Origin of the sequence: Pseudomonas segetis (assembly GCF_900188155.1) — a bacterium.
Lineage (GTDB): Bacteria > Pseudomonadota > Gammaproteobacteria > Pseudomonadales > Pseudomonadaceae > Aquipseudomonas > Aquipseudomonas segetis.
Window position 1 is genome coordinate 91,109 of record NZ_FZOG01000001.1, and the last position, 20,074, is coordinate 111,182.

Genomic DNA, 20,074 nt, shown 5'->3' on the forward strand with positions numbered 1-20,074 from the left:
ACGCCTTAACGGTTACGCCACTGCGGCTCGCGTTTCTCGAGAAATGCATTCACCCCTTCGCGGGTGTCATCGGCATTGAACAGGTCGACAAACCGCTCGCGTTCTTCTGGGAGCCAGCTATTTGGGTTGCGCTCGCGCGCGCCTTGCAACAGGGGCTTGATGGTGCGCACTGCAACCGGGCTCTGGCGGGCAACCTTGGAGGCCAGGAGCAGGGCGTGATTGCGCGCTTCACCGGCTTCGACCACTTGCTCGACCAGGCCAATGCGCAGCGCCGTATTGGCATCGACGCGCTCGCCGCAGAGAATCATGCGCTTGGCCCAACCTTCACCCACCAGCCAAGGCAATGCCTGGGTGCCGCCAGCGCAGGGCAGCAGGCCAACGGTTGCCTCCGGCAGTGCCATAAGGGCTTGCTGTTCGGCGATGCGAATGTCGCAGGCCAGCGCGCACTCAAGGCCGCCACCCATGGCAAAGCCGTTAATGGCGGCAATCGACACGCCACGAAAGTCACGCAAGGCTTCGAATGCCTGGCCAAACAAGCGGGCCATTTCACGGGCGCGGGCTTTGTCGCCATCGGCAAACAGCTTGAGGTCGGCGCCCGCAGAGAAGAACTTGCCGCCTTGGCCGGTGATCACCAGTGCATAGATATCATCGTCGCGGTTAAGGTGTTCAACCAGTTGTTTCAGGCCAATCAGGGATTCGCGATCCCAGGTATTGGCGGGTGGATGGTTGATGGTGATCAGGGCGGTGTGAGCGTGCTTTTCGACCGTGAGCTTGTGGGTCAGGTCAAAGGCGCTTGGGTTGTAGGCTTCTATTGCGGTGGTCATGAAAACTCCTGATTAGGAACCTTGTTTGTCTTACAGCAGCCGATCCAGCATGCCATCTTGCTGCAAAAGCCGGCGGGCGATGATCAGGCGCATGATTTCATTGCTGCCTTCGAGTATCTGGTGCACGCGGCTGTCGCGCACCCATCGCTCCAATGGATAGTCGTTTAGATAACCATAGCCGCCATGAATTTGCAGCGCTTCGTTACAGAGGGTGAAGCAGTGGTCGGTGGCAAAGCGCTTGGCCATTGCGCAGTAGAGGCTGGCTTCACTGTGCCGGGTATCCAGCTTGGCGGCGGCCATGCGCACCATTTGCCGGCTGGCGGTGAGGTCGGTGAGCATATCCGCCAATTTGAATTGCACCGATTGGAAATCGCTCAACTGCTGGCCAAATTGCTTGCGCTGTTCAACATAGCCCAGGGATTGTTCGAGCGCTGCCTGTGCGGCACCGAGCGAGCAACTGGCAATGTTGATACGCCCGCCATCGAGGCCTTTCATGGCATAGACAAATCCCTGGCCTTCGGGGCCGATGCGATTGCCTGCAGGAATGCGAACATTGGCAAAGGTGATGGTGCGAGTGGGTTGGGCGCACCAGCCCATTTTCAATTCATTGCGTCCGTAGGTGATGCCGTCGGTATCGGCCGGGACCAAAAAGCACGAAATGCCCTTGGCACCTTCTGCACCGGTACGCGCCATGACGATAAGCACCTCGGTGGCACCGGCGCCGGAGATAAAGCACTTGCTGCCATCGAGTACATAGGAATCGCCGTCGAGCCTGGCGCGGGTGCGCAGATTGGCGGCATCGGAGCCAGCATCAGGCTCGGTCAAGCAATAGGATGCCAGCAACTCACCGCTGATCAACCCGGGGAGCCAGCGGTCCTTCAACGCCTGGTCGGCAAAGGAGGCGAGCATCCAGGCGGCCATGTTATGAATGCTGATAAACGCAGTGGTGGCCACGCATCCGGTTGCAAGCTGTTCGAATATCAGCGCCGATGACAGGCGCGACAGGCCAAGCCCACCGTTGTCTTCATCAATGTACAGGCCGAGAAAACCTTGCTCTGCCGCGCGGCGTATGACATCCAGTGGGAAGTGATGGTCACGATCCCAGTCTGCGGCATGGGGGGCCAGCTCCTTGCGCGCAAAAGCCTGTGCGCTATCGACCAGTAAACGCTGCTCGTCACTTAACTCAAAATCCATGGCTCGTCCCTTTCGCAGCCTCAAAACATGCGGTTAAGGCGGGTGTATGTCCTGTCCAGGCTCAATCACCCGCTGCGAGTTATTTCAGTTGGATCGTCATGTTATGGCTGGCTACTGAGTCTTCATCAAACCAGCGGCTGGTGACTGTCTTGGTCTCGGTGAAAAAGCGCACGCCCTGCTTACCATAAGCGTGCAGGTCGCCGTAGAACGAGCCTTTCCAACCGGTAAAGGAGAAAAACGGCAGCGGCACCGGTACCGGGACGTTGATCCCGACCTGACCCACTTCAACTTCATGCTGGTAACGTCGCGCCGCGCCGCCGGAGCGGGTGAAGATCGAGGTGCCATTGCCGTATGGACTGGCGTTGACCAGCTCAATGGCTTCCTCCAGCGTATCGACCTGCATGCACACCAGCACCGGGCCAAAGATTTCTTCACGGTACAGCGCCATCTTCTGGGTCACGCCGCTGAACAGGGTCGGCCCAACCCAGTTACCGTTGGGGTAGCCTTCAACCTGGCACTGCGAACCATCAAGCAAGCACTCGGCGCCTTCGGCCTTGCCTTCGGCGATCAGGCGCAGGACTCGTTGCTTGGCTTGCTGGTTGATCAGCGGGCCATAGGCAGCAGAGGCATCATTCCAGTAACCGGGCTTGAGCTCGGCCATTTGTGCACGCAACTCATCAATCCACTGTTTCGATTCGCCAACGAACACCGCCACGCTGATGGCCATGCAGCGCTGACCGGCGGCGCCGCAGCTGGCACCGACCAGGTTGCTCAAGACCTGATCCTTGTTGGCGTCAGGCATGATTACCATATGGTTTTTCGCTCCGGCGAAGGCTTGCACTCGCTTCAGGTGTGCGGTGCCGGTGCGATACACATGTTGGCCAACGGGTACTGAACCGACGAATGAGACGGCGCGTACATCCGGGTGGGTCAACAAGCTGTCGACCACTTCGCGGGCGCCATGCAGCACTTGCAGCACACCTTTGGGCGCACCCGCTTCGATAAACAGTTCGGCCAGGCGGTTGGGCGTCAGTGGATCCTGCTCGGAAGGCTTGAGGATGAAGCTGTTGCCCGCGGCAATGGCCAGCGGAAACATCCACAACGGAATCATCGCCGGAAAATTGAAGGGAGTAATGCCGACACAAACGCCCAGCGGTTGGATCCAGCTGGAGGTGTCGATATCGCGGGCAACATTCTCGGCGGTTTCGCCCATCATCAGGCTGGATATATTGGCAGCTTGTTCGACCACCTCGATCCCGCGCCAGACATCACCTTTGGCGTCGGCAAAGATCTTGCCGGTTTCCTGGGCAAGAATTTCGGCAAGTTCGTCGTGATGTTCCTTGAGCAGATGCTGGTAACGCAACATGACCCGTGCGCGCTCTGGCACAGGCACTTCACGCCAGGTCAGGAAGGCTGCCTTGGCGCTGGCGATTGCGGTTTCGATTTCTTCAGCGGTGGCCTTTGGAGCAAGCGCCAGCACCTCCTGGGTTGCAGGGTCAGTGACTTCGATAAACTCACTGCTGCGGCTTTGCCGCCACTGGCCTTCGATCAACTGGGGAATTGTCTTGGACATTTTGCCTCCGCTGAAAACCTCAACCTTGTGCGTGATTTTCAGCACGCCTGGTTGGGTCTGATTGTTATTTTCAGCTTGTTATAGCGCTTGTGCCGAGACTTGTGGATTGACGATCTTGTCAGGTAGATGGACTATCTTGGCCTTACGCATTCGCTAGCAATGGACAATAGCCAATGAGCAGCCAAGTCGAAACTTCCAGTTGGCCGTTGCCCGCCAATGGCTTGCGCTTTATCACACCGCCGCGCCTGCGCCGGGTTATGGCCCGAAATACATTGACCCAAGGCTGTTATCCCCTGGCCTTGGGTTTCTATCCCAATGCGCTTAATCATCGTATGCAGCGCTCGGCGCCGGAGGACTATTTGTTGATCTACTGTCGCTCCGGGCAGGGCTGGCTTGAAACACCTGATGGACGATTGGATGTGGCTGGCGGTGATTTGCTACTTCTGCCCAAGGACCAGGCCCATGCCTATGGCGCCGACAATGCCAGGCCCTGGAGTATCTACTGGATTCATTTTGATGGCGAGTTGGTCGGTGACTTCTTGCGCCCGCTGGGCAAGGGGCCGCTGTTGCGAATCGGTGTTCAACCCCGGCTGCTGGCCGAGCTCGATGCATTGCTCAACTTGCGCAAGCAGGGATTGGGCCTGCGTCACTTTATCTATGCGGCGCATCAGCTTCAGGCATTGCTGGCTTCGCTTGCGGTGTTGCCGGCGCGGGTCAAGTTGAAGTCTGGCCGGGTGCTGGATGTCGATGCGGTGCAAGCGGTGATGCGCGCGCACCTGCATGGCAGCTTGAGTCTTGATGAGCTGGCTGCGCAGTTCAAGCTGTCCCGTTTTCACTTTGCCAAGACCTACCGGGCGCTGACCGGGCAAGCACCGATCGAGGATTTCATCCAACTGAAAATGGCTCACGCTTGCCGCCTGCTCGACGAGGGCGAACAGGGGATTCGCCAGGTCGCCGAGCAGCTTGGCTATGAGGATGTGTATTACTTCTCGCGCCTGTTTCGCAAAGTGGTCGGCATGGCGCCCAGTCATTACCGCGCGCTGCATCAGGGGTGACCTGTTCAGCCTAGACGCGGGCAATGGTGGCCAGTCCGGTGGCAACTATCTTCTGCTGGCCATCGCGTACGGCAAAAACATCTGCTCGCGTCACCACCTGGCGTTTCCCTGCCTTGATCACATCACTGCGGCAAATCAATTTCTCGCCTAGCGCCGGGGCGAGCATGTTGACCTTGTATTCGCTGGTCACCACATCACCCACCATTGAAGCCGCCGCCCAGGCGCAGGCACTGTCGATCATAAAACCTATCACCGCACCATGGACGTACCCGTGGTGCTGGCTCAGTTCCTTGCGTGGAACCACCTCCATTTCAATCGAACCGGCGCTGTAGTGGGTCAGGCTGAAACCGATGAGTTGGGCGAAAGGGGATTTCTCCAGCGCCTGCTCAAGCTGTTCACGGCTGATACGGGGTTCGGCAGGCGGCCCTGGCAGTTCTGATACGGCATCTATCTCGGTTGAGTTGTGCATGGGCGTATCCTCGGCGATGGATTTTCAGTGTTGGCCGCCTGGTGGCGGCCTACAAGCTGTATCCAAGGCTGTGATGCAGGCCAATCAATAGGTCTGTTACCATTTCGCCAGTTGGCGCAACCGCAGCAACCCTGGGCTGCGCCTTGTTTTTTATTCTTGATGAGCGTCAAGGCACCTATGAGCGCAAGTGATCGCATCAAACTTGAGGCTGGCTGGAAAGCGGCGTTGAGTAATGAGTTTGAACAGCCTTATATGAAGCAACTGGGTGAGTTTTTACGCGCCGAAAAAGCGGCAGGCAAAGAAATATACCCGCCGGGGTCGATGATCTTCAGTGCATTCAATTCGACGCCGCTGGATCAGGTCAAAGTGGTCATTATTGGTCAGGACCCCTACCATGGGCCGGGGCAGGCGCATGGCATGTGCTTCTCGGTGCAGCCAGGCGTCGCCACGCCGCCTTCCTTGGTCAACATCTATAAAGAACTCAAGCGCGACTTGAATATCGATATTGCTCAACACGGTTACCTTCAATCCTGGGCCGAGCAGGGCGTGTTGTTGCTCAACACCTCACTCACAGTGGAGCGTGCCAATGCGGGCTCCCACGCCAAGAAAGGCTGGCAGTTCTTTACCGACAAGGTGATTGAGACGGTTAGCAGCCATCAGCAGCACGTGGTGTTTATGCTGTGGGGCGCTCATGCGCAGAGCAAAGAGAAACTGATTGATAGCACCAAACATCTGGTCTTGCGCTCCGTGCACCCTTCGCCCTTATCGGCCTATCGCGGTTTTATCGGCAATGGTCACTTCACCCGCGCCAATAAATTCCTTGAGCAGCACGGGTTGCAAGGGATCAACTGGAAGTTGCCGACAACGGTCCAGGCCCTGGGCTGAACCGGTGCGACAGGTTATGGCGCTGCAGGAATACAGACTTGCTGCGCCAGTTGCGCTTGCAACTTGTCCAGTCGCTTGCTGATCTGCTCATGTTGTTCCTCAGAGGCCTGACCAACCAGATCGCCAAGCAGAGCAGCCAGTGCCATTTGCGCCTTGGGGTTGGCCTGCTTGTAGTCTTTTGTGTAGAAGTCCTCGCGGGACTCAATCAAGGGCCGTAGCCGCGCCGCAAAGGCTTGTGTGTTACGGATCTTCAGCGCGCTGCGCAGTGCGCTTTGCCAGGCTTCGCGGTTTTCCAGCCAGATACGGTTCTGCTCGCCGAGGTCGGCGGACCAGCTGTCGATGCGTTTTATCTGTGATGCGCTCAACTGGCCAAACCAGGGTTCAAGGCGCTCCTGCATGCGTGTGCTGCGCTCAGTTATCTGGGTGGCAAGCGGCGGATCGAGAAACTCTTCCCGGTCTTCCTGGTTTTGCTCCTTCAGGAATGCATACAAATGGGTAACCTGCTGGTCGGACAAGCCGCCAAGCAGTTGCGTAGCCGTTGGTGTGACCTGCCGGGCAATCCGCTTGAAGGCAGTGTCGACCTGATCGATCTGCGCACGGATGGCTTCGCTGCTGGGTGTGGATTGCTCAAGCAACAGCTGGTTTTGCTCAAGCCAACTGATGGCGTTGGGTAATTCCGCGCTGCAGTGCCAGTTCAACAGAGTATGCAGCTGGGGTTCGAGCAGGTCTTTTTGCTCGGACGTGAGATTGAGGGCGTCATCAATCTTCCACATCAACCACCAGTCCATATGCTTGTACGAGAACCCGACCATGCTGCATGCGCTTAGGGTAATGCAGAGCAACGTTGCGCCGGCCAGTGCTTTGAGTCGTATCATTTAACCTGCCTCTGTCTCGTACTGCCTCAGACACCATCTGACATCAAGCTTATGACAGCTTGTACAGACCGACTGTGTTCCTGACATCTTCAGTAAAAAAGAACCCGCACATAGGGCGGGTTAAACGTGGTCATTGTTGCGCTTGGAGCCTGTTCAAGTTTTTTGCCAAACCTTGAACAAGGGTTCAGCCAAGAACATCACCATGAACAAGCGCAACACTTGCAGCGCGGTCACCAAGGCCACCGACAGTTGTAAGGCCTCAGCGGTGAGGCAGAGTTCAGTAATACCGCCCGGCATCATCCCAAGCATCAACGAGGTTGGATCTTGTCCGGCAATCAGGCCCAAGCCCTTGGCCAGCAATACAGCGGTGATCATCGCCAGCAAGGTGAACAGCAGGATGCGCAGCAAGAAGCCTGGAGCACTACGGAAAAAGGCGCGATCAAAGTGACAGCCCAGTGCACAGCCAATCAGCCATTGGCCGATTTGACCCATGCCAGGCGGCAGACCGATGTGCAGGTCAAAGGTGCAGGCCGCAATGGCGCAGGCAGTCAGTGGGCCTAGCATCCAGGGGTTGGGTTGCTTGAGCTTGCCCCAGATAAGCGCAAGCAGCGCACCAGCGGGCATCAGTATTGCGAGCCACACCCAATCAACGGGAGCTGGAGCAGGGCGCTCCATGGGCGGCAGGCTCCAGGTAAAAAGTGCCGGAACAATCAATACCACCAGCAACAGGCGCATGCTGTGGGCTGCGGCAACGCGGGCGGTCTGGGCATTGTGCCGTTGGGCGAAATTAACCATCTCGCTGGCACCGCCCGGCATGCTGGAAAAAAATGCAGTGGCGCGATCAACCCCTGATCGGCGCAATACTGCAATGCCGATCAGGCTCAGGAGCAAGGTGCCGAATGCACCAGCGAGGATGACTCCGAAATGATCATGCAGTTGGCCCATGACTTCACTGGTGAAGTGCAGGCCGATGGCGCTGGAGACTATCCATTGTCCGGCTTTGCGACCCGAAGGGACTTCGGTCACCAGCCAGCCACTGCAGCGGGCGATTATGACCGCTAGCAGTGAGCCAATGATCCAGGGCAAAGGCCAGCCGACAAGGCTGGCCAAATAACCACCGACCGCACCGATCAGTGGCGTCGCCCACCAGCTAGGCAGGCGTGCCAGGAAGGGCAGCTTAGGCATGTGCGATACGTGCTTTGCGCGCCCGCCACCAGCGCAAGCCCGGCAGCGAAAGCATCAACACCACCAGCGCCCAGAGGATCAGCGTGATAGGGCTGGACCAGAGGATGCCCAGGTCGCCCGCCGAAATGGACAAGGCGCGGCGCAGGTTGTCTTCCATGAGTTCGCCCAGCACGAAGCCGAGAATCACCGCCGAGAGCGGGAAGTCGAGCTTGCGCAAGATGTAGCCGAACACACCGAGCAAGATCATCAGCACCAGGTCGAACGTGGTGCTGTGTACGGCATATACACCGACCATGCTGATCACGGTGATTGCCGGTACCAGTACCCAGTTCGGCACGCTGAGCATGCGGGAGAACAGGCCAACCAGCGGGATGTTCATCACCAGCAGGATCACGTTGCCGATGAACAGCGAAGCAATCAGGCCCCAGACCACATCGGGCTGCTGTTCAAACAGCAATGGACCCGGCGTGATGTTGTACAGGGTCAGTGCGCCGATCATCACTGCCGTGGTGCCAGAACCTGGAACACCCAGGGTCAACATCGGGATCAGCGAGCCGCAAGCTGATGCGTTGTTGGCGGCTTCTGGCGCTGCCAGACCACGCAGGTCGCCTTCACCGAATTTGCCGCTGTTACCTGCCATGCGCTTTTCAGTCATGTAGGTCATGGCGCTGGCAATGGTTGCGCCGGCCCCAGGCAGGGTGCCGATGACAAAACCGGCGACGGCACTGCGCACCATGGTCCAGAAGGTGAAGCAGAACTCTTTGAAGTTGAACAACAGGCGGCCGCTGGCCTTGACCGCTTTTTGACCGTTGTGGGTCTTTTCCAGCATCAAGAGCACTTCACTGACGCTGAAGAACCCGATCACCACTATGACAAACTGGATACCGTCCGAAAGACTGACGCTGCCGAAGGTAAAACGGTAGACACCCGTGGTCGAGTCCACTCCGACTGTGGCAAGCGCCAGGCCAATCAGCGCGGCCATCAGGGTTTTTACCGGTTTGTCGCCAACCATGCCGCCGAGGCAGGCAATGGCGAAAATCATCAGCACAAAGTATTCGGCAGGGCCAAATGCTACGGCCCACTTGGCCAATAGCGGGGCAAACAACACCACGCCGCAGGTGGCGATAATGCTGCCGATGAACGAGCTGACCGCCGATAGCGACAGGGCAATGCCCGCTTTACCCTGACGCGCCAATGGATAGCCATCGAGGGTGGTCATTACCGCTGCAGCATCGCCCGGCACATTGAGCAGAATTGCCGAAATACGGCCGCCGTACTCACAGCCCAGATACACCGCCGCCAGCAGGATCAGTGCTGTTTCGGGAGGTAAGCCCAACGCGAATGCCAAGGGCAGCAGCAGTGCTACACCGTTAATCGGGCCAAGGCCCGGCAGCAAGCCAACAATGGTGCCGACGAAAGCACCGAACAGCGCAACCAACAGGTTTGCCGGGCGGGTGGCGACATCGAAGCCTTGCAATAAATAAGTTAGCGTTTCCATCTCAACCCTCCACGTAGGCTTCTAGCACGCCGAGCGGCAGAGGCACGTCCAGCAAATAATCAAACAACAGGAACAGCAAGATGCCCATCAATACGGCGCTGATCAGGCACGGCACCGGGCGGCCAGTGAACAGCAGGCCAAGCAGGAAAACTGCAACACAGGTACTCAAAACAAATCCCAGGGGCTCGAACGTCAGGGCATAGGCCAGCAGTACGAGCACACACATGGCCGACCGTTTCAGGGTTGGGATGTGCAGCTGTTGTTCCATCAGACCTGGCTTGATGATCAGCCACAACGCGCCAGCCCCCATCAGCCCCAGCAGCAGCAGCGGATAAGCGCGAGGGCCTACAGGGTCGTAGGCGAAGGGTGCCTGGAACCCCCAGGCGACGAAGGCGAGCCAGATGCACAGCAGCAACCAGATCGCAGAGAACAAGCGGACATACATGGCGGAAGTCTCGTAAAAAATCGACGCTGACAGGCGTCCAGTGCGTGGGCGCTGGCTTCGCGCCTGCGCCCACGTCATTGAGGCTGGATGAGCCCGGTTTTACTGGTCCTGGCTTTACTGGACCAGGCCGAACTCACCGGCAAGCTTCTTGTAGTCTTCAACTTGCTTGAAGACGAAGGTTTTCAACTCATCACCGGTCAGCGACAGTGGCAACAGGTCGCGTTGTTCACGCAACTTGGCGAAGTCTTCGCTGGCGAGCATGGTGTCGAACTGCTGTTTCCACCAGTTGTACTGCTCGTCGCTGACTTCCGGGCCTACGTAGAAGCCGCGAATAACCGGCCAGCTGATGTCGTAGCCTTGCTCTTTAGCCGTTGGGATATCGGCCAGTTTGCCCGGCAGGCGTTCATCGGACAGCACCGCAAGAATGCGGATCTTCTTGGCTTCGATCTGCGGGGTGACTTCACCCAGGCCGCTGCTGGTCACCTGAACATGGCCACCGAGCATGGCTGTTACTGTTTCGCCGCCGCCTTCAAAGGCCACATAGCGCAGGTTTTTCGGATCGATACCGGCTGCGCGGGCAATCAGCGCGGTTTGCATCCAATCCTGGCCGCCAATGGTTGCACCTGCGCCGAACACTACGCTCGATGGATCTTTTTTCAGGGCTTTGATCAGGTCGTCAAGGTTCTGATAAGGCGAGTCTGCACGTACTGTGATCGCGCCGTAGTCAGTACCGACCGCCGCCAGCCAGCGCACGGCTGATTCGTCATAACGCCCGAATTTGCCCTGTGCCAGGTTAAGCAGCGAACCACTGGAAAACGCCACGATAGTGCCCGGGTCATCCGCGCGCTGGGCGACAACGGCGTTGTAGGCAACGGCGCCAACACCGCCAGGCATATAGGTAACGCGCATGGGCTTTTTCAGCAGGCCGCCATCTTTCAGGCCACTTTGTGCCAGCTTGCAGGTCAGATCGAAACCACCGCCGGGCTTGGCCGGGGCGATACATTCGGGACGCTTGGGTTCTGCGGCGAGCAGTTGACCGGCAAATGCCAGGCAGGCTGTGGCCAGGGCGATTCGGGTAAAGGCAGTTTTCATTGACTGTTCCTCTTGGGTTTTTATTGTGCTTACCAGACGGCTAGCGAGTAGCCGATCACGATGCGGTTTTCGTCGGCGTTGCGGGCAAAGTCAGAACGGAAAGAAGCGTTACGCAGCCGTACATACAGGTCTTTCATTGGGCCGCTTTGGACCACGTACTTGAGTTCAATGTCACGCTCCCACTCATCGCCCGTTTCGTTGCTGCCAGCGATTTGCGCGTCGCTGCCACTGATGTAGCGGGTAAGGAAGCTCAGGCCAGGCACGCCTATCGCGCCGAAGTCGTAGTCGTAGCGCGCTTGCCACGAGCGTTCATCGGCATTGGCGAAGTCGTTTATTTGCACAAAGTTGACCAGGAACGGATCAGTGCCGTCGACATAGGCGAAGCCGGTGTCTCCGCTCATGTCTTGATAGGCCAAGCTTAGCTTATGGCCGCTGAGGCCATAGCTGACCATGCCGTTGAGTGCGCGGTTATCTACTTTGCCTGCGTTGGCGGCGCCGTGGTCGTCGCTGAGCGAAAGACGCAGGTCGGCGGTAAAGGTGCCTGGGCCAATCGGTTGCGAGGCCTTGAGACCAAAGAAGTGCTGGCGATAGATGTCATCAAGTTCGGCGAAGTGATAACGGCCGGTAATGCGGTCGGTGAACTGGTAGTCGGCGCCAGCCAGGGTCAAGTGATCAGCCTTTGCCGAGCTGGCAAAGCGACGGTTCTTGTTATTCAGCGCAAGGTCCTGGTTGTTACTTGAGTCACGATCCTTGACTTCATCGATACGGCCGCCGGTGAAGGTCAGGTTGCTGATGTCCTTGGAGGTGACCAGGCCGCCTTCGAATGTTTGCGGCAGAATCCGACTGTCGTTGGTTTTGAGCGTAGGCAGTTCCGGCATCAAGGTACCGATCTTCAATTCGGTCGCCGAAATCTTGACCTTGCCGGTCAGCCCCAGGTGCGAGTAGTCATCCGCTGCGCGACCATCGTCATGGGTCGGCAACAGGCCGGTACCGGTGCGATCCGGGCTGGAGTCAAGTTTCAGGCCGAGCAACCCCAATGCATCAACCCCGAAGCCAACAGTGCCTTCGGTGTAGCCTGATTGAATATCGAAGATAAAACCCTGGGCCCATTCTTCGCGTTTGTTCTGGCCTGTGCCTTCACGGAAGTCGCGATTCAGGTAAATATTGTTGGCGGTCAGGGTGCCGGAGCTGTCTTTAAAGAACTCGGCATGGGCTGTAGGTGCGAGCAAGGCGCTGCTGACAGCTACGCTAAGCAGATTAACAGGCGTAAAAGTCTTGCTTGATGCTGATGGCATCCTGTGGTCTCCGATGTTGTTGTTTTTGTAGCAGATGCACGCCACTGTGCTATCCGCTCGGGTAAGTGGATCGAGCCACTTGAGAGCGATGCTATTGGGCCAAGCTTTCAGCAACCTTTCATTGCTGAAAGTTTTTCCCTGGCGCCAGGCAGGTGATTGCCTGCTTCACAATTGACCCGGTGGGGTAAACTGCTGCGCTGCTTTTAACCGGCTACTTTGATCTTGGAGACGATGGTGCGAATACTGTTGGTTGAAGACCATCCGCAGCTTGCGGCAAGTGTGGCGCAGGCCCTCAAGAGCGCTGGCTGGACTGTCGATATGCTGCATGACGGCGTGGCGGCTGACCTGGCCCTGAGCAGTGAGCAATATGCCCTGGCGATTCTTGATATCGGCCTGCCACGGATGGACGGTTTCGAGGTGCTGGCTCGCTTGCGAGATCGTGGCAACACCTTGCCGGTGCTGATGCTCACGGCGCGTGGAGAAGTCAAAGACCGTGTTCATGGCCTCAATCTTGGGGCTGATGACTACCTGGCCAAGCCCTTCGAGTTGAGCGAGTTGGAAGCGCGGGTCAAGGCATTGCTGCGGCGTACCGTACTGGGCGGCGAGCAAGTACAGCGTTGTGGCGAGTTGGTCTACGATCTGGCGACGCGACGCTTTCATCTGCATGAAGAGTTGCTGACCCTGACCTCGCGAGAGCAAGCCGTGCTCGAAGCGATGATTGCCCGCCCTGGACGGGTCATGAGCAAAGAGCAATTGGCCGCACAGGTGTTTGGCCTGGACGAGGATGCCAGTGCCGATGCAATTGAAATCTATATCCATCGCTTGCGTAAAAAGCTCGAAGGCAATGCAGTGAAAATCGTGACTTTCCGGGGCCTGGGTTATCTGCTGGAGGCTGTCGGTGACTGAAGTGGGCAGCTTGCGCGGGCGCCTGCTTTGGCGATTGGCTATTTTGCTTGCGATCATACTGCTGGTCAGCAGTGTCAGTGCTTACCTGAGTGCCCGGCGCGCGGCGGATACCGCCTATGACCGCACATTGCTGGCGTCCGCCAGGGCGATTGCCGATGGCCTGTATACGGAAGAGGGCAGGCTCAGGGCCAACGTTCCCTATGTAGCGCTGGACACCTTTGCCTATGACAGCGCCGGACGGATCTATTACCAGGTCATTGGCCTCAACGGTGCCCTGGTCTCTGGTTATGATGACTTGCCTGCAGCGCCGCCTGGCACCAAGCGAACCGATGATTACCCGGCGCTGGCGCATTTTTATAATGGTCAATATCGAGGCCAGGGCGTGCGTGTCGTCAGCCTTTGGCAACCCGTCAGCGAACCGCAGTTGAACGGCCTGGCCGAGATTAGGGTCGCGGAAACCCAGGGCGCCCGTGAGCGTCTGGCGCGGGACCTGTTGTACGGCACCCTGTGGCGCATGGGGTTGCTTTCAGTCAGCGCCCTGGGCCTGGTGTGGTTGGCGGTCAGTGCCACCTTGCGCCCGCTGAACCGTCTGCGCCGTACAGTCGCTGAGCGTGCTCGGGAAGATTTGCGTCCGTTGCCGGACGCTGACATGCCACGTGAGTTGCGGCCTCTGGTCGGGGCGTTGAATCAGTTCAATGAGCGCTTGCACCAGTTATTCGAGCGCCAGTCGCAATTTATTGCCGATGCGGCGCATGAGTTACGCACTCCGCTGGCGGCGATCAAGGCAAGGGTTGAACTGGGGCTGCGTTCGGATAACCCTGATGCTTGGAAGAGTACGTTGGAGTCTGCGGCGCAAAATACCGATCGCCTGACGCATTTGGCCAACCAGCTGTTATCCATGGCGCGAATTGAAAGCGGTGCACGAGCCATAACCGAGGGCGGTGCCGAGCAGCTTGACCTGAGTCAGTTGGCTCGCGAGCTGGGTTTGGCGCTGGCGCCCTTGGCGCACGCCCAGGGCGTTTCTCTGGCCTTGGAGGCGGACAAGCCGATCTGGCTGCATGGCGAGCCGACATTGCTCAATGAGTTGCTTTCCAACCTGGTGGATAACGCCATCGCCCACGCCCCATCGGGCGGCAATGTGATTATTCGGGTCATCGAGCCCTGTATCCTTGAGGTCGAAGATGATGGGCCTGGCATTCCAGAGGCTGAGCGTGAGAAGGTCTTCGAGCGGTTTTACCGGCGCAACGCCCAGGGTTCAGGGGCAGGTCTGGGCTTAGCGATAGTCGGTGAGATCTGTCGAGCGCATCAGGCGCAGGTCAGCCTGCATCAGTCAGCCAGTGGTGGCTTGCGCGTGCGCGTATCATTTCTTTCCGCTGAAGGTGCCTGACGCCACTGCGAGCCAAGACTTCCTCGAACCTGCCAAGGAAGTCTTGGGCCAACATCACTGCAGCATTTTCATGGCTGCTTCCATGTCTGCCGCCAGGTCCTGGTCTTCCTGGACGTCAACGTTGGGGTCCAGGCCCAGCTTGGCGAACGCCGGAACCGTACCCCAGTCAAGCTGAGTATAGGGATGGTCGGTGCCCAGGTAGCTTTGCAGTGTGGCCACTTGGACGATATCGACGTAATCGACCTTGGCGCTATTGCGGCTGAAATCCAGGTGCTGGCTGGGCACCATGCTGATCAGCTCGGGGAAATCCCAGGCGCGTAGAATGCGGTCGCCAATGATGGGGTGAATATTGTCGATCACATGGCTCAGGCTGATGGCGTCGGCCAGTAACTCACTGTTTTCTTCTGCATAGGTCAGGATCGGCAGCACGCCAATCTGGTGCACCAATCCAGCGAGGGTTGCCTGGTCTGGCATCAAGCGCGTGTAGTGGCGGCAAAGTACATGGCAGATGCCTGCAATTTCGGTGCTTTTGGTCCAGACTTCGCGCATTTTTCGATCCACCACATCCGTGGTTGCCTGGAACATTTGCTCCATGGCCAGGCCGATAGCCAGGTTGCAGGTGTAATTGATACCCAGGCGGCTGATTGCCATCTGCAAATCGGTGATTTCGCGGCTGGAGCGCAAAAGCGGGCTGTTAACCACCTTGATAATGCGAGCCGTGAGCGCTGCGTCGTTGCCGATGACTTTGCTGATCTGTGGCACGCCGATGTCCGGGTCTTCGGCAGCATCGCGTACTTTCAGTGCCACTTCAGGCAATGTCGGTAAGACGAGTTGATCGTTATCAATGGCCTCAATCAGTTCCTGTTGGACCTTCTCGGCAAGTTTGCTCATCGTTGTTCTCGTGTAGGTTGGGCAACTTGAAGTTTACGCAGCGGTTCAGTTTTATCGCGTGTGGTATTTCGCTTTTATGAGGTTTGCCGCACGGCGTCAGCGCTGGATGTCGCGATCCGAATCCAGGGTATAGGGCAGGTCGAGCAGGTGCAGGGGCAAGCCCTCAGCGTCACCCAGCTTCAAGTCAGCGCTTTGGGCTGCGTCACTTTGCAATACGGCCAGCAACTCGATGCCGTCGTCACTGCGCGCCGCCGCCACGACTTCACCAACCGAGGAGCTGTGCACGCTGGAGAATACCTCTGTTGCCGGTGCAGGCAATTGCTGGCTGTCCAGGGCCAGGCGGTACAAGCGGCGCTTGAGCTTACCCAGGTATTGCATGCGTGCGACGATTTCCTGGCCGGTGTAGCAGCCTTTCTTGAAGCTCACCCCGCCCAGGGCTTGCAGGTTGAGCATCTGTGGAATGAACAGCTCGCGGGTGCTGCCTTGCACATGGCCAATACCCTGGCGAATTTGTTGCAGTTGCCATTGGTTGAGGTCCGCCAGCGGCGCCTGTTTATTCAGGCGCTCCTGCAGGGCCTGTGCTTGCTCGGCGGGTGCCCATAGCTCAGCGCGGTTTTCACCGACGCGCACGGCAATCAGTTGTTCGCTACGGGCAACGCTGTCATTGCTCGGCGCCAGAACAATACCCAGGTCAAGCAAGGCTTGATCGCAGTTGTTGAGGCCAAAACGGACCCACTGGTCGGTTTCGTCAGTCAGTTTCGACTTGGAAAACACGGCATATTTCTGCAGGTCAGCGAGCTGCGGTTCCACCAGTTCAAGCGCCATTGCCAGAAGGTAGCCGTCATCCACGCTCACAACCCGGAAGCTGGAGATCATCCGGCCTTTGGGCGTACAGCGTGCACCAAGGCTCGAATGGCTTTCGTCGAGGTAGTTGAGGTTGCAGGTCAGTTGGCCCTGCAGGAATTTGTTGGCGTCCGCGCCGCGTACGGTGAGTATGCCTTCGTGACTGAGGGTGCAAAAGAAAGCGGTATCAACCATGGCAATCAAGTATCGCTGGTAAAAGTTAGGGCCTCATCATAGAGCGCCCGTAAGCGCTTGTCAGCGCCAGTATGCGATTGCTTTTATGGATAATGGCCGACAGTCAGGGTCAACAGCCTGGGCATTCGCCGGTATACTGGCGCGCTATATCAATGCCTGGCTTGCTCAAGGATCTTTCCAATGGTCGACTCGACTGAACTCAATCGTCTTTTCTGGCATAGCCGTCGCGGCATGCTTGAACTGGATGTGTTGCTGGTGCCCTTTGTTAAAGAAGTCTATTCAGACCTCGACCCTGAAGACCAGGCGCGCTACGTCAAGCTACTTGAATGTGAGGATCAGGACATGTTCGGCTGGTTCATGCAGCGCGCTGAGCCGGAAGATGAGGATTTGAAGCGTATGGTTCGCATGATCCTGGACCGTGTCCAGCCCAAGTAGCCGCCTTGAGTTCCGCTGGCGGCCATCGGTGCGCCTGGGTGTTTTCTACCTGGCTGTCCAATCGCTCGCCCTGATAACCCTGTGGGTAATTGATCTTCCCATCTGGGCGAGCGCCGCCGCGACATTGGCCTGTGGGCTGCACATGGCCTGGGTTTATCCAAGATATATATCGTTGGCCGCTCCCGAAGCCCTGACGGCGTTGCGCCGGGTCGACGATGATTGGCAACTGTGGAGTGACGCCGAGGGTTGGCGCTCCATCCAGTTGTTGCCAGACAGCCTGGCGTTGCCGTGGTTGATCGTCTTGCGCTTTCGCTGGGCAGGCCCGGCACCGGACCGCCTGGCTGGTATCGCAATGGCGCATAGCCTTTGCATCCCGCGCGACGCCATGTCCGAGGCCGGGCACAGGCGCTTGCGCGTTTGGCTTAGATTCAGCCCGCGTAGATGGGAGGCTGCAGGATAGTGTCTTCTGCGTGCGCGAGCATCCCGGGGTAATCCAGGGTGTAGTGCAGGCCCCGTGACTCCTTGCGTTGCATGGCTGAGCGAATCATCAGTTCAGCCACTTGCGCCAGGTTGCGCAGCTCGATCAGGTCCCTGCTGACTTTATAGTTGCTGTAGAACTCATCGATCTCGTCGAGCAGCAGGCGGACGCGGTGCTCGGCGCGTTGCAGGCGCTTATTGGTCCGTACAATGCCAACGTAGTCCCACATGAAGCGTCGAAGTTCGTCCCAGTTATGCGCAATGATCACATCCTCGTCAGAGTCGGTAACCTGGCTCGCATCCCAGTCGGGCACGTTGTGCGGTATGGCTATGTCGTCTAGTTGGCGGGCTATGTCGTCCGCCGCCGCGCGGGCATAGACGAAGCACTCCAGCAATGAGTTACTGGCCATGCGGTTGGCGCCATGCAAACCGGTGAAACTGGTTTCGCCAATTGCATAGAGGCCGGGAACATCGGTATGTCCCGCTTGATCGACAACCACGCCGCCACAGGTGTAGTGCGCCGCTGGTACCACCGGGATGGGCTCTTTGGTGATGTCGATACCGAAGTCCAGGCAGCGTTCATAAACAGTGGGGAAGTGCGATTTCACGAAATCGGCAGGTTTGTGGCTGATATCCAGGTAGACGCAATCGATACCCAGGCGCTTCATTTCATGGTCGATTGCCCGGGCCACGATATCGCGCGGTGCGAGTTCGGCACGCTCATCGAAGCGCTGCATAAAGCGCGAGCCATTGGGGAGCTTGAGATGGGCGCCTTCGCCACGCAAAGCCTCGGTGATCAGGAAGCTCTTGGCTTGCGGGTGGTACAGGCAAGTCGGATGGAACTGGTTGAACTCCAGGTTGCCAACCCGGCAGCCCGCCCGCCAGGCCATGGCGATGCCGTCTCCGCAAGCACCATCTGGGTTGCTGGTGTACAGGTATACCTTCGCTGCTCCGCCGGTGGCGAGAATAACGAAACGCGCGCTATAGGTGTCGACGTGGCCGGTCTCGCGATTGAGCACGTAGGCCCCGAGACAGCGTTCGCCCTCCAGGCCCAGCTTGCGCTCGGTAATCAGGTCGACTGCAACGCGCTGTTCAAGCAGCTGTATATTGTCGCGCTGCTGGGCTTGTTCAAGCAGGGTTTTGAATATTGCCGCGCCGGTTGCATCGGCTGCGTGAATAATGCGTCTGTGGCTATGGCCACCTTCGCGGGTCAGGTGAAACTCAAATCCACCGTCCTCGCGTGCGGTTTCATCATCACGGGTGAACGGCACGCCCTGGTCGATCAGCCATTGGATTGCTTCACGGCTGTGTTCAACGGTGAAACGCACGGCATCCTCGCGACACAAGCCACCACCGGCATTAAGGGTGTCTTCTACGTGCGACTCAACGGTATCGAGGTCGTCAAGCACTGCCGCGACACCTCCTTGGGCCCAGAAAGTCGAGCCATTGGCCAATGCGCCCTTGCTCAATACCGCGATATTGAGGTGCGCCGGCAAGGTCAGGGCGAGGGTAAGGCCGGCAGCGCCGCTACCAATAACCAGAACATCGTGTTGAAAATGGTGGTTCATGAGCTGATTCCGCGAAAATGCCCCACTAGTATATAGAGGGGGGGCGCGTCACAATAGCCGGCTTGATGCGGTGTGAGCGCCAAGGGAACTTTTTATGAGTTTTCAGGTTCTATTAGCGGTCACCCGGAGAGGGACATTGTTTGCTTATCGTGCCAGATTGCCTCTAGATCGCGGCTTTTGACGATAATCCAAACGTTCTAAGATTATTTGCGCAGGTCAATGGCGCCGCCTTGACCTGCGCAGTTTCATGCAGAGCAGAAAAAATCTGCAAGAAGCTTGGTTGGAGGGGAGAACTTTTGCGCAACGCCCGAGTCTATTTTTGCAAGCCGGTTTATTGGCTGGCGCTGCACTCCTCACAATTCACTAAGGAGTGTTCATGCTAAGCCAGGAAGAGGATCAGCAGCTTGTTGAGCGTGTCCAGCGCGGCGATAAGCGAGCGTTTGATCTATTGGTGTTGAAGTATCAGCACAAGATTCTAGGGCTTATCGTGCGATTCGTGCACGACACCCATGAGGCGCAAGACGTTGCTCAGGAAGCTTTTGTTAAAGCCTATCGAGCATTGGGAAACTTTCGCGGTGACAGTGCTTTCTATACATGGCTGTACCGCATTGCCATTAACACGGCAAAGAACTACCTGGTGTCGAGAGGTCGTCGGCCGCCAGATAGCGATGTAAGTGCTGAAGATGCCGAATTCTATGATGGCGATCACGCCCTCAAGGATATCGAGTCTCCAGAGCGGGCATTGCTGAGGGATGAAATCGAAGCCACCGTGCATCGTTGCATCCAGCAGTTACCAGAAGATTTACGAACGGCCCTAACATTGCGTGAATTTGATGGTCTCAGCTATGAAGACATTGCAAGTGTGATGCAGTGTCCGGTTGGTACGGTGCGCTCACGGATTTTCCGGGCGCGAGAAGCAATTGATAAGTCACTGCAGCCTTTGTTGCAAGAAACCTAAGACAGCGGCGACAGCCAAGAGAGG

The 20,074-nt window shown here is 57.7% G+C and carries 20 protein-coding genes; 7 read left to right on the forward strand and 13 right to left on the reverse strand.

All coding sequences use genetic code 11. The features are described 5' to 3' along the window. Positions 1 to 5: 5 nt before the first annotated feature. The 3 genes from CHB79_RS00465 to CHB79_RS00475 form a co-directional block, all read right to left on the reverse strand. A complete protein-coding gene (locus CHB79_RS00465; RefSeq protein WP_010484371.1) occupies positions 6 to 824 on the reverse strand; it encodes an enoyl-CoA hydratase in 819 nt (272 codons plus the stop codon). Positions 825 to 854: 30 nt separating this feature from the next. Continuing rightward, entirely contained in the window at positions 855 to 2,018 is a 1,164-nt protein-coding gene (locus tag CHB79_RS00470; RefSeq protein ID WP_089358553.1) for an isobutyryl-CoA dehydrogenase, read from the reverse strand. A 79-nt stretch (positions 2,019 to 2,097) separates the two neighbouring features. Next, positions 2,098 to 3,591, reverse strand: coding sequence for a CoA-acylating methylmalonate-semialdehyde dehydrogenase (locus CHB79_RS00475; protein WP_089359169.1), 1,494 nt, complete (start codon positions 3,589 to 3,591; stop codon positions 2,098 to 2,100). A 173-nt stretch (positions 3,592 to 3,764) separates the two neighbouring features. Between CHB79_RS00475 and CHB79_RS00480 the strand changes: the two genes are divergently transcribed. After that, positions 3,765 to 4,646 carry an AraC family transcriptional regulator gene (locus tag CHB79_RS00480; protein WP_010484377.1) on the forward strand — a complete coding sequence of 294 codons (882 nt, stop codon included), beginning with the start codon at positions 3,765 to 3,767 and terminating at the stop codon, positions 4,644 to 4,646. 10 nt (positions 4,647 to 4,656) lie between these two features. Here CHB79_RS00480 and CHB79_RS00485 read toward each other — a convergent pair whose 3' ends face one another. Then, entirely contained in the window at positions 4,657 to 5,115 is a 459-nt protein-coding gene (locus CHB79_RS00485) for a PaaI family thioesterase (RefSeq protein WP_010484379.1), read from the reverse strand. A 177-nt stretch (positions 5,116 to 5,292) separates the two neighbouring features. Here CHB79_RS00485 and ung point away from each other — a divergent pair, with 177 nt between their 5' ends. Then, positions 5,293 to 6,000 carry a uracil-DNA glycosylase gene (ung, locus tag CHB79_RS00490; RefSeq protein WP_010484381.1) on the forward strand — a complete coding sequence of 236 codons (708 nt, stop codon included), beginning with the start codon at positions 5,293 to 5,295 and terminating at the stop codon, positions 5,998 to 6,000. 14 nt (positions 6,001 to 6,014) lie between these two features. Here ung and CHB79_RS00495 read toward each other — a convergent pair whose 3' ends face one another. The 6 genes from CHB79_RS00495 to CHB79_RS00520 form a co-directional block, all read right to left on the reverse strand. Continuing rightward, on the reverse strand, positions 6,015 to 6,875 hold the full coding sequence (locus CHB79_RS00495) for a DUF6279 family lipoprotein (RefSeq protein ID WP_089358554.1): 861 nt from the start codon (positions 6,873 to 6,875) through the stop codon (positions 6,015 to 6,017). Positions 6,876 to 7,028: 153 nt separating this feature from the next. Beyond that, on the reverse strand, positions 7,029 to 8,060 hold the full coding sequence (locus CHB79_RS00500) for an AbrB family transcriptional regulator (protein ID WP_176443112.1): 1,032 nt from the start codon (positions 8,058 to 8,060) through the stop codon (positions 7,029 to 7,031). Then, positions 8,053 to 9,558, reverse strand: coding sequence for a tripartite tricarboxylate transporter permease (locus CHB79_RS00505; RefSeq protein WP_089358555.1), 1,506 nt, complete (start codon positions 9,556 to 9,558; stop codon positions 8,053 to 8,055). The genes CHB79_RS00500 and CHB79_RS00505 overlap by 8 nt, the downstream gene beginning before the upstream one ends. Position 9,559: 1 nt before the next feature. Further along, positions 9,560 to 10,003 carry a tripartite tricarboxylate transporter TctB family protein gene (locus CHB79_RS00510; protein ID WP_089359171.1) on the reverse strand — a complete coding sequence of 148 codons (444 nt, stop codon included), beginning with the start codon at positions 10,001 to 10,003 and terminating at the stop codon, positions 9,560 to 9,562. Positions 10,004 to 10,117: 114 nt separating this feature from the next. After that, positions 10,118 to 11,095, reverse strand: a complete 978-nt coding sequence (locus tag CHB79_RS00515; protein ID WP_010484390.1) for a Bug family tripartite tricarboxylate transporter substrate binding protein — start codon at positions 11,093 to 11,095, stop codon at positions 10,118 to 10,120. Between the two features lie 29 nt (positions 11,096 to 11,124). Beyond that, a complete protein-coding gene (locus tag CHB79_RS00520) occupies positions 11,125 to 12,390 on the reverse strand; it encodes an OprD family porin (protein ID WP_089358556.1) in 1,266 nt (421 codons plus the stop codon). 234 nt (positions 12,391 to 12,624) lie between these two features. Between CHB79_RS00520 and CHB79_RS00525 the strand changes: the two genes are divergently transcribed. Together CHB79_RS00525 and CHB79_RS00530 are read left to right on the forward strand one after the other, a co-directional pair. Beyond that, positions 12,625 to 13,296: a response regulator gene (locus tag CHB79_RS00525; protein WP_010484395.1), complete on the forward strand. Its 672-nt coding sequence runs from the start codon at positions 12,625 to 12,627 to the stop codon at positions 13,294 to 13,296. Next, positions 13,289 to 14,683 (forward strand): sensor histidine kinase, encoded by a 1,395-nt coding sequence (locus CHB79_RS00530; RefSeq protein ID WP_089358557.1) that lies wholly within the window; start codon positions 13,289 to 13,291, stop codon positions 14,681 to 14,683. Before CHB79_RS00525 ends, CHB79_RS00530 begins: the two co-directional genes overlap by 8 nt. A 54-nt stretch (positions 14,684 to 14,737) precedes the next feature. Here the strand turns inward: CHB79_RS00530 and CHB79_RS00535 are convergent, their stop codons facing one another. Together CHB79_RS00535 and ygfZ are read right to left on the reverse strand one after the other, a co-directional pair. After that, on the reverse strand, positions 14,738 to 15,574 hold the full coding sequence (locus CHB79_RS00535; protein ID WP_089358558.1) for an HDOD domain-containing protein: 837 nt from the start codon (positions 15,572 to 15,574) through the stop codon (positions 14,738 to 14,740). Between the two features lie 96 nt (positions 15,575 to 15,670). Further along, positions 15,671 to 16,612, reverse strand: a complete 942-nt coding sequence (ygfZ, locus tag CHB79_RS00540; RefSeq protein WP_089358559.1) for a CAF17-like 4Fe-4S cluster assembly/insertion protein YgfZ — start codon at positions 16,610 to 16,612, stop codon at positions 15,671 to 15,673. Between the two features lie 180 nt (positions 16,613 to 16,792). Between ygfZ and CHB79_RS00545 the strand changes: the two genes are divergently transcribed. Beyond that, positions 16,793 to 17,047, forward strand: coding sequence for an FAD assembly factor SdhE (locus CHB79_RS00545; protein ID WP_010484402.1), 255 nt, complete (start codon positions 16,793 to 16,795; stop codon positions 17,045 to 17,047). Further along, the gene (locus CHB79_RS00550; protein WP_176443113.1) at positions 17,031 to 17,507 is read left to right on the forward strand and encodes a protein YgfX; all 477 of its coding nucleotides are present in this window, start codon (positions 17,031 to 17,033) and stop codon (positions 17,505 to 17,507) included. Before CHB79_RS00545 ends, CHB79_RS00550 begins: the two co-directional genes overlap by 17 nt. Here CHB79_RS00550 and nadB read toward each other — a convergent pair. Then, positions 17,476 to 19,092, reverse strand: a complete 1,617-nt coding sequence (gene nadB / locus CHB79_RS00555; RefSeq protein ID WP_010484406.1) for an L-aspartate oxidase — start codon at positions 19,090 to 19,092, stop codon at positions 17,476 to 17,478. The two genes, CHB79_RS00550 and nadB, sit on opposite strands and share 32 nt — an antisense overlap. 376 nt (positions 19,093 to 19,468) lie before the next feature. On the opposite strand from nadB, the gene rpoE reads away from it, so the two are divergent. After that, the gene (gene rpoE, locus CHB79_RS00560) at positions 19,469 to 20,050 is read left to right on the forward strand and encodes an RNA polymerase sigma factor RpoE/AlgU (RefSeq protein WP_010484408.1); all 582 of its coding nucleotides are present in this window, start codon (positions 19,469 to 19,471) and stop codon (positions 20,048 to 20,050) included. Positions 20,051 to 20,074 lie beyond the last annotated feature (24 nt).